Annotated in this window: 7 protein-coding genes and 2 tRNA genes; 5 read left to right on the forward strand and 4 right to left on the reverse strand. The window is 65.1% G+C overall.

Going from position 1 to position 8,549, the window contains the following annotated elements; all coding sequences use genetic code 11:
• Positions 1 to 361: 361 nt before the first annotated feature.
• The 4 genes from JHD07_RS19425 (at position 362) to JHD07_RS19440 (ending at position 3,485) form a co-directional block, all read left to right on the forward strand.
• Positions 362 to 440 (forward strand) — tRNA-Cys (locus tag JHD07_RS19425).
• Positions 441 to 444: 4 nt separating this feature from the next.
• Positions 445 to 601: transfer RNA gene (locus JHD07_RS19430), tRNA-Arg, on the forward strand.
• 107 nt (positions 602 to 708) lie between these two features.
• On the forward strand, positions 709 to 2,034 hold the full coding sequence (locus JHD07_RS19435; RefSeq protein WP_291624754.1) for a TROVE domain-containing protein: 1,326 nt from the start codon (positions 709 to 711) through the stop codon (positions 2,032 to 2,034).
• A gap of 110 nt (positions 2,035 to 2,144) precedes the next feature.
• Positions 2,145 to 3,485, forward strand: a complete 1,341-nt coding sequence (locus JHD07_RS19440; protein ID WP_291624757.1) for an RtcB family protein — start codon at positions 2,145 to 2,147, stop codon at positions 3,483 to 3,485.
• Positions 3,486 to 3,555: 70 nt separating this feature from the next.
• Here JHD07_RS19440 and JHD07_RS19445 read toward each other — a convergent pair whose 3' ends face one another.
• The 4 genes from JHD07_RS19445 to JHD07_RS19460 form a co-directional block, all read right to left on the reverse strand.
• Positions 3,556 to 4,740 (reverse strand): serine hydrolase domain-containing protein, encoded by a 1,185-nt coding sequence (locus tag JHD07_RS19445; RefSeq protein WP_291624759.1) that lies wholly within the window; start codon positions 4,738 to 4,740, stop codon positions 3,556 to 3,558.
• A gap of 69 nt (positions 4,741 to 4,809) precedes the next feature.
• The gene (locus tag JHD07_RS19450; RefSeq protein WP_291624761.1) at positions 4,810 to 5,502 is read right to left on the reverse strand and encodes a GNAT family N-acetyltransferase; all 693 of its coding nucleotides are present in this window, start codon (positions 5,500 to 5,502) and stop codon (positions 4,810 to 4,812) included.
• A 4-nt stretch (positions 5,503 to 5,506) separates the two neighbouring features.
• Complete coding sequence (locus JHD07_RS19455) at positions 5,507 to 5,854, reverse strand: Lin0512 family protein (protein ID WP_018646107.1); 348 nt, start codon at positions 5,852 to 5,854, stop codon at positions 5,507 to 5,509.
• A gap of 108 nt (positions 5,855 to 5,962) precedes the next feature.
• The gene (locus JHD07_RS19460; RefSeq protein WP_291624779.1) at positions 5,963 to 7,627 is read right to left on the reverse strand and encodes an acetolactate synthase large subunit; all 1,665 of its coding nucleotides are present in this window, start codon (positions 7,625 to 7,627) and stop codon (positions 5,963 to 5,965) included.
• 256 nt (positions 7,628 to 7,883) lie between these two features.
• Here JHD07_RS19460 and JHD07_RS19465 point away from each other — a divergent pair.
• Positions 7,884 to 8,549: MarR family winged helix-turn-helix transcriptional regulator (locus JHD07_RS19465; protein WP_291624781.1), on the forward strand; the 666-nt coding region annotated here is incomplete at its 3' end.

The raw sequence follows: 8,549 nt of genomic DNA on the forward strand, positions 1-8,549 counted from the left end.
GTGGTGAAGATGTCGGATACTTCTCCGCAAGGCAAAGCGGGTGATGCCTCCCGCCTTTGACACACGCACCGGGATGCGGCCTCGGAAAAGGTACGCACGCGGCCCGGCGCAGGTCCATCCGCAAGGACGGTCCTGCGTTGTCGTCACTGAAGCCGATATCGCCCGTTCCCCAGCGTACCCCTCAACGGCCGGTGCGACAGCATCGGCCTGGCGGTGGTGAAGATGTCTGTTACTTCGGTAGAGCGCCGTCCCGGCTTGCCAGGACGGAGGTCGCGAGTTCGAATCTCGCCGGCTGAAATGCCGTAGCTCAGTTCTTGCTCCTCGGAGCGACAACAGCATCGCCCGTTCCCCGCCAACCCCTACACGATCCGTGGTGAAGATTTCTGTTACTTCGCCTGCAGCGCGAGAGGTCGCGGGTTCGAATCCCGCCCGGTGTCCCATGCACCGGTAGCTCAGTGGAGAGAGCGCTTTCCGGCGAGCTTCGGCTCGTCGGGTACAGCAATCGCCCGTTCCCGGATCGTGTTCCCTTGACCACCGCCGGTGGTGAAGAGTGCTGTTACTTCGGATCGCAATGTCGAAGGTTCGACTCCTTCCGGACGAAAGTCCGTAGCTCAGCGGTAGAGCATGTGACTTGCCCGCAAAGGCAGTACAGCCTCGCCTGTTCCCCGGCACCCGTTTCCATGCCCATCAACCTAAGAGGAGGCCATCATGGTCAGGCTCAACAAGATCGTTCGCGCCTTCACGCGGGAGGGCGCGCGCGCAATTCGCTTCACGCCCGAGATGGAGCTGAAGCGCGCGCTGATGAACTGCCTTCTGTGGGAGGACCAGTTCTATGAGGACGGCGTTGCGATCGCCGACCGCATCAAGGCCCTGGTGCCCAAGGTCGGGCCCGCCAAGGTCGCGCAGCTCGCGATCGAGGCGCGCGAGGTGATGAAGCTGCGGCACGCGCCGTTGCTCGTCATCCGCGAGATGGCGCGCAGCGAGAAGCACCGCGCGCTCGTGGCCGACACGCTCGCGCAGGTGATCCAGCGCCCCGACGAGATGACGGAGCTGCTCGCGATCTACTGGGCGGATGCGCTGGGGCCGATGCAGCAGCGCAAGCGTCAGCCGGTCTCCGCGCAGGTCAAGAAGGGTCTTGCCCGCGCGCTGACCAAGTTCGACGCCTATCAGCTCGCCAAGTGGGACCGCGACGGCGCGGTGCGGATCAGGGACGTGCTGTTCCTGGTGCACGCCAAGCCGAAGGATGCCGAGCAGGAAAAGGTGTGGAAGCAGCTCGTCGATGGCGAGCTCGCCTCCCCCGATACCTGGGAGGTTTCGCTCTCCGCCGGCAAGAGCAAGCGCGAGACCTTCGAGCGGCTGATCTCCGAGAAGAAGCTCGGCGGCCTGGCGCTCTTGCGCAATCTGCGGCTGATGCAGAACGCGCAGGTCCCGCGCGAGACCATCGCAGGCGCGATCGAGGCGATGCGGACGGATCGTATCCTGCCCTATCGCTTCATCACCGCGGCGCGCTATGCGCCGGACTTCGAGCCCGAGCTCGAGGCTGCGATGCTCAAGTCGGTCAAGGACCATGTGCGGCTTCCGGGCCGGACGCGGCTCCTGATCGACGTGTCGGGCTCGATGTTCGCGACACTCTCCGCGCAGTCGGAAATGACGCGCGCGGAGGCCGCGTGTGGCCTTGCCATCCTCGCGCGCGAGATCTGCGACGAGGTCGAGATCTTCACCTTCAGCAATGAGGTGGTGAAGGTCCCGTCCCGCCGCGGCTTCGCGCTGAGGGACGCGATCATCAACTCGCAGCCCCACGGCGGAACCTATCTCGGCAAGGCCGTGACGGAGATCGACCGCAAGGGCGATCGCCTGATCGTCTTCACCGACGAGCAGAGCCACGACCAGGTGCCCGAGCCCAGGGCGCGCGGCACCATGGTCAACGTGGCCTCGTATCAGCATGGTGTCGGCCACGGCGCCTGGACGCGCGTCAACGGCTTCTCCGAAGCCGTGGTCGCGTGGATCGCGGCATCGGAGACAGCGTTGAACTGATGCGCGACGACAACGGCCCCGGACGCGAGCCGCGCCCGGGGCCAGCGAAATCTCTGAAATGATCCGCCCGCCCCGTTATGGTGCGCGTGGAATGACAAGGACCCACGACCATGCGACGACCCGATCCCTACATGGAACGCGCCCGTGAGCTCTGCCTCGCCGCCGGTGTCGATCCCGACTCGCGCGTCGGCGAAGGACGCGGCCAGCCGGCCTGGTGCCTGTACAAGGACGCCGCGCGCAAGGAGCATCTTGCCCGCGAGGCCAATGCGACCGCGAGCTCGATCGCCGAGTTCCGGATGCAGGATGCCCGCTTCCAGAATGCGCCGCTGAAGATCTTCGGCCCGCACGAGGATGCGACCGTCGCGCAGATGCGCAACTGCATGGCGGTCGGCAACGTGGTCTCCGGCGTGATATGCGCCGACGGCCATCTTGGTTACGCCCAGCCCGTCGGCGGGGTCATCGCCTACGAGAAGCAGATCAGCATCTCCGGCGTCGGCTTCGACATCGGCTGCGGCAACATGGCGGCCCGGCTCGACACGCGTTTCGACGACATCGCGAGCCTCGTGCCGACGATCATCCGCGACGTCGCCAAGGTGATCTCGTTCGGTGTCGGCCGCGCCAATGCCGAACGGGCCGAGCACGACCTGTTCGACGACGGCGATGCCTGGCGCGAGAGCGATATGGAGTCCTACCGCCAGAAGGCCGTGGCCCAGCTCGGCACGGTCGGATCGGGCAACCACTATGTCGACCTCATGCGCGACGAGGAAGGCTTCGTCTGGATCGGCGTCCACTTCGGCAGTCGCGGCCTCGGGCACACCTCCGCGACGCGCTACCTCAAGGCCGCCGGCGGCAAGGACGGCATGAACGTCCCGCCCGCCGTGGTCGACGAGGATAGCGAGCTCGGACGCCGCTACATCGCGGCGATGCAGCTCGCCGGGCGTTATGCCCATGCGGGCCGCGAGTGGGTCGTCGATCGCGTCCGCCAGATCATCGGCGGCAGCGTGACCGAGAGCGTGCACAACCACCACAACTATGCCTGGCGTGAGACCCACGACGGCAAGGATTTGTGGGTGGTGCGCAAGGGTGCGACACCGGCGTTTCCCGGCCAGAAGGGATTCGTCGGCGGCTCCATGGGCGACGACGCCGTGATCCTCGAAGGCGTCGACAGCCCGGAAGCCCGGGCCTCGCTCTACTCGACCGTGCACGGTGCCGGCCGCTTGTTCGGTCGACGGGAAGCAAAGCGCCGCTTCTCGCGTGCGGAGATGGACCGGTGGCTCAACGAGCGCGGCGTCACCTTGATCGGTGCCGACCTCGACGAGAGCCCGATGGCCTATCGCCGCCTGCCGGACGTGTTGGCGCAGCACGCCGGCACCGTGAAGGTGCTGCACACGCTGCGGCCGTTCGCCGTCGCCATGGCCGGCGAAGGCGAGTTCGATCCCTGGAAGGACTGACACGAATGACGAGCGGGAGACTGTGTCTCCCGCTCGTTTCATCCCGGAGAAACGTTGACCGCCGGCTTTGTCAGCCTCCCACCGCCCGGTATGCCAGGCGCTTGAACTCGAAGAAGAACGGATTCCAGAAGCCCATGTAGCGCTGGGCCATCAACACGCCCGCGGTATTGGCCTCGGGGCAGATCCACCAATGGGTACCGGCGAGGCCGCCCCATTGGAATTCGCCGGTCGAGTTCGGGGGATCGAGGGGCGTCGGCGCGAAGGTGACGGCGCCACCAAGACCAAAGCCCTTGCCGGGGATCGGACCCAGGGTGGCGAAACGGATGGTCTGCCCTGCCGGGAGCTGGTTCGTCATCATCAGCCGCAGCGTCTCCGGCTTCAGCAGCGCGTCAGACCCGGGCAGCAGCGCGCGCACCAGTGCGAGCATGTCGGGCAAGGTCGAGACCAGACCGCCGCCGCCCGAGAGCCTCGGGAACGGGCGCCGATAGGCTTGTGGAAACGGCAGATTGTCGGCACGGGTGAGACCCGGCTTCATCGGGTCGAGCACGTCGGCGCCGTTGTAGAGCGCGACCAGCCTGCCCTGCTGCGCCTCGGGGACATGGAAACCGGTGTCGGTCATACCGAGCGGATCGAAGATGCGCGCCTTGAGGAAGGCGTCGAGCGGTTGGCCCGAGACGACCTCGACGACACGGCCGAGCACGTCGGTCGCGACCGAATATTCCCAGGCCGTGCCAGGGTGATAGGACAGCGGCAGATCGGCGAGCTTGTCGATCAGGTCCGAGAGTGCCGTCAACGGATTGAGCACTCGCGCATCGTTGTAGCCTTTGAACAGCACCGTGCCGGGATCGAAGATGCCGTAGCTGAGGCCGGAGGTGTGGGTCAGAAGTTGCCGGATCGTGATCGGGCCTTTTGCGGCCTCGACGTCCGCGAGGCTCGTCGCGCCCTGCTTCAACACCTTGCGATTGCCGAGTTGCGGCAGGACTTTTTCGATGGGATCATCGAGCCCGATGCGGCCTTCCTCGACGAGCAGCATGATGGCGCAGGTGACGAAGATCTTGGTGTTGGAGAACGCGCGGAAGATATGGTCTGGCCGAAGCGTCGTGCTGGCCTCGCGATCGGCAAAGCCGACGCATTGCTGGTCGACAATATCGCGTCCGCGCAGCACGGCCCAGGATGCGCCCGGAATGATCTCCTGATCGACATAGCGCTGCATTGCCGTCCGTACGGCGGAAAAATCAGGCGTTCTGGCGTCCATGTGCTTCCCCCTATCGTGGTTGGGATCGATATAGCGCGAATTCGGCGGATATGAAGCCCGCAGTGCAGCTCATCCCTGCTTCATCAGCACGGTGACCTGCAGGCGGCGTCGAATCCGCATGCCCTGCCGCTTGTACAGCGCAATGGCAGAGGTATTGCTCGAGAACACGTGCAGAAACGGAATTTCCCGGCGCGCCTCGATCTGGCGCGCGATGGCGGCGAGCAACGCCTGCGCGTAACCGCGACCGCGATGATCAGGATGCACGCAGACCGCAGTCATCTCGGTGAAATTGCCCGGCTTCATTCGCTCGCCGGCCATGGCGACCAGCTCGCCGCGAACGCGGATGCCGAGGAAGGTGCCGAGCTCATGCGTCCGCGCCGCGAACGGCCCGGGCTTGGTCAGCTCCGTCAGCTCCATCATGGCGGGAACGTCGGTCGGGCCGAGGCGGACGATCTCGGCATCACGCAGCGGAGTGTCGGCGGGCGAGCCGACCATCTGCTCGCCGGGCTGGGCGAGCAGCACCTTGAAGCCGGCGGGAATTTCGACCGGCTCGGGCGTGAACAGCACCGCGACCTGCGAGCCCGACATGAGGTCGCCGAGCGCGGCAAAGCTCGCCTCGGACATGTCGGCCATATCAGCAAACGGCGTCATGTCGACGGGATAGCGCAGAGCGCGGGCGCCACCTTCGGCCAGGTGCTTCTGGCTCGTCGTCAGCGCGCTCCAGATCGGGTGATCCAGCAGCGACTCGTCGCTGTCGGACATTGGCCTAGTCCTTGTCGAAGCTGACGATCACGGCCGCATTGGCGATGAGGATGGGATCGTTGGCAACTTCCGTGGCCGAGGGAATCTCCAGCCCGCCCTTGACCGCAGTGACGGTCACGGTGCCGTAAGGCAGCTCCTTCGCAACCGCTTCCTTGTCCACCGCCTCGGGATTGGGCACGCCGATCGTGACGTCGACGAACATGTCGTTGGCGGTCTTGCCGATCATGCGGAAGAAGCCGAGGCTGGAATGCCTGATGGCATCCGATACCGCGCGCTTCGCCGCCTTGGTGGCGTCCCGGCCGTGAACGTCGACGCCCATGCCCATCTCTGTGACACAACGAACGCGGGTCATTTGATATTCCTGTGGTTGGTGTGGTGATTGCAAGTGTCTGCGATATGAGACCGCGACACAAGTTTGGCCATCCTCTCGTGTCCCGGACGGGGCACGAGACTATCGCTTTCACGCCTTCGATTTCTTATGCGCCCTGAGCTCGTCGACGAGTACCCGCACGTTCTCCGAATAATCGATCGGGATCGAGACCAGATGCACGCCGCCTTCCCTGTAAGCAGCGTCGAGCGTCGGGACAAAGCTGTCGATGCTCTCGATGCGATGGCCCTTGGCGCCATAGGCCTTCGCATAGAGGACGAAGTCCGGATTGCCGAAGGTCATGCCGTAATCGGCGAATTGATCGACGGCCTGCTTCCAGCGGATCATGCCATAGGCGTTGTCCTCAAGCACGAGCACGACCAGATTGAGCTTGAGGCGGACCGCCGTCTCCATTTCCTGGCTGTTCATCATGAAGCCGCCGTCGCCGGCGACCGCGAGCACGCGGCGGTCGGGATAGAGCATCGCGGCCATCATCGCCGACGGCAGGCCGGCCCCCATAGTCGCCAGCGCGTTGTCGAGCAGCAGCGTATTGGCGAGGCGCGTGCGGTAGTTGCGCGCGAACCAGATCTTGTACATGCCGTTGTCGAGCGCGACGATGCCGTTCTCGGGGATCACCTGGCGGATGTCGTGCACGATGCGCTGCGGCGTCGGCGGCCAGCGCGCCTCGGTGGCGCGATCGGCGATGTGAGCCAGGATTTCCTCCCGTAGCGGCAGCAGCGCTGCCGCTTGCGGCAGCTTGCCTTCGAGCCGATCCGCCAGCAGCTCGAGGCTCGGGCCGACATCGCCGACGACCTCGGCGTCCGGAAAGTAGACCTGCTCGACGCTGGCCGAAGTATAGCTGACGTGAATGACCTTCAGCCCGGATGGTCCCATGATGAAAGGCGGCTTCTCGATCGGGTCGTGGCCGATGGCGACGATCAGGTCGGCGGCGTCGATGGCGTCATGGACGTAGTCACGCTCGGACAGCGCGGCCGTGCCAATGTAGAGATTGGTGCCGCCGGGCACGGTGCCCTTGCCCATTTGCGTCGTGAAGAACGGGATGCCGGTGCGGCGCACGAAACTCGCAATGCCGTGTGTCGACCGCGGCCGGCTGGTTGCCGCGCCCATCATCACCAGCGGACGCTCGGCTGCCAGGATCATCTCGGCAGCGCGATCAAGCGCCGCACGATGGGCGACCGGGATCTCGATCGGATGGACCGGGATCACGGGGACCGCGGGCACTTCGTCGCCGGCGACGTCCTCTGGCAGTTCGAGATGGACAGGGCCGGGCCGCTCCTCCATCGCGACGCGGAAGGCGTCGCGCACCACGGTCGGAATGCTGGATGCGCTGACGATCTGACGCGACAGCTTCGTCAGAGGCTTCATGGTCGCGACCACGTCCACGATCTGGAAGCGCGCCTGCCTGCTGCTCATGATCGGCTTCTGGCCGGTGATCAGGATCATCGGCATGGCACCGAGATGCGCATAGGCGGCCCCGGTCGACAGGTTGAGAGCACCGGGGCCGAGCGTCGACAGGCAAACACCGGGCTTGCCCGTCAGCCTTCCATATGTGGCGGCCATGAAGGCGGCGGCCTGCTCGTGACGGGTCAGGACCAGTTCGATCCTGGAAGCGCGCAGCGATTCCACCAGGTCCAAGTTCTCCTCGCCGGGAATGCCGAAGATTTTGTCGACACCTTCGTTCTCCAGCGCCGCGACGAATAGATCCGATCCCTTGACCTTGCGTTCCTGCCCGCTCATGTCGTCTCCGCTTGCTGTGCTGGTTCGTGAATGTGTCACGGCAGCCTGGCGCATGGTAGCCGTCCGCCGCACAGGCACAAATCACAATGCATTCGTGATGGCGTGGAACTGTCTCCCGAAGCTGCACACCGCTCTCACGTCAAATTCCGACGGCAGCTGAACGAATGCCGAAGCGCTACGCCTATTTCGGGGCTGGAGATCCGCATATCATCGCGCCGGATTGACAGGCCAATATATCTGACTAAAGTCAGACATCATGCTCGACCCTATCTCCCGCGTTCGCCGCTTCAATCGCGCTGTCACCTCCGCGGTGGGCGCGCTCGACACCTCGTTCCTGGGCCGTGGCCGGCCACTCGGCGCAGCACGCGTGCTCAATGCGATCGGGCATGGCCGCTCCGACGTGGCGGAGATCCGTGACTATCTCGGCCTTGATTCCGGACTGATGAGCCGCCTCCTGCGCAGTCTCGAGGACGAAGGGCTGGTCGAGACCGAAGCGCATCAGGACGATGCGCGCCGGCGGGTCGCGACATTGACCCGCACCGGCAAGCGCGAGTTCGCAGCCTACGAGGCGTTGTCCAACGCGCAGGCCGAAGGCTTCCTCGCGCAACATTCGCAACGCGATGCGTTGCTGGCGGCGATGGACCTGATCGCCTCGGCACTGACGCGCGAGCGCGTGGCGCTGGACGAGATGGATCCGCGGTGCGAGGAAGCACGCTATTGCCTCGGCGAGTACTATGCCGAGCTCGGCCGCCGCTTCAGCCAGGGATTCGACGTCTCGCTGTCGCGCGACCCCGACGCCAAGGACATGCGCCGCCCGCGCGGCAGCTTCATCGTCGCGATGTCGGACACGCTGCCGGTCGGCTGCGTCGGCTTGAAGGGAACCGATCACATCCAATATCAAAGATGTTTTATCCACTTGGTG

Origin of the sequence: Bradyrhizobium sp., assembly GCF_016462955.1 — a bacterium.
In the GTDB taxonomy this organism is placed as follows: domain Bacteria; phylum Pseudomonadota; class Alphaproteobacteria; order Rhizobiales; family Xanthobacteraceae; genus Bradyrhizobium.

Excerpts from the sequence above, each read along its gene's own strand:
- JHD07_RS19435 (WP_291624754.1), top strand. The coding sequence starts at position 709 with ATGGTCAGGCTCAACAAGATCGTTCGCGCCTTCACGCGGGAGGGCGCG.
- JHD07_RS19440 (WP_291624757.1), top strand. The coding sequence starts at position 2,145 with ATGCGACGACCCGATCCCTACATGGAACGCGCCCGTGAGCTCTGCCTC.
- JHD07_RS19445 (WP_291624759.1), bottom strand. The coding sequence starts at position 4,740 with ATGGACGCCAGAACGCCTGATTTTTCCGCCGTACGGACGGCAATGCAG.
- JHD07_RS19450 (WP_291624761.1), bottom strand. The coding sequence starts at position 5,502 with ATGTCCGACAGCGACGAGTCGCTGCTGGATCACCCGATCTGGAGCGCG.
- JHD07_RS19455 (WP_018646107.1), bottom strand. The coding sequence starts at position 5,854 with ATGACCCGCGTTCGTTGTGTCACAGAGATGGGCATGGGCGTCGACGTT.
- JHD07_RS19460 (WP_291624779.1), bottom strand. The coding sequence starts at position 7,627 with ATGAGCGGGCAGGAACGCAAGGTCAAGGGATCGGATCTATTCGTCGCG.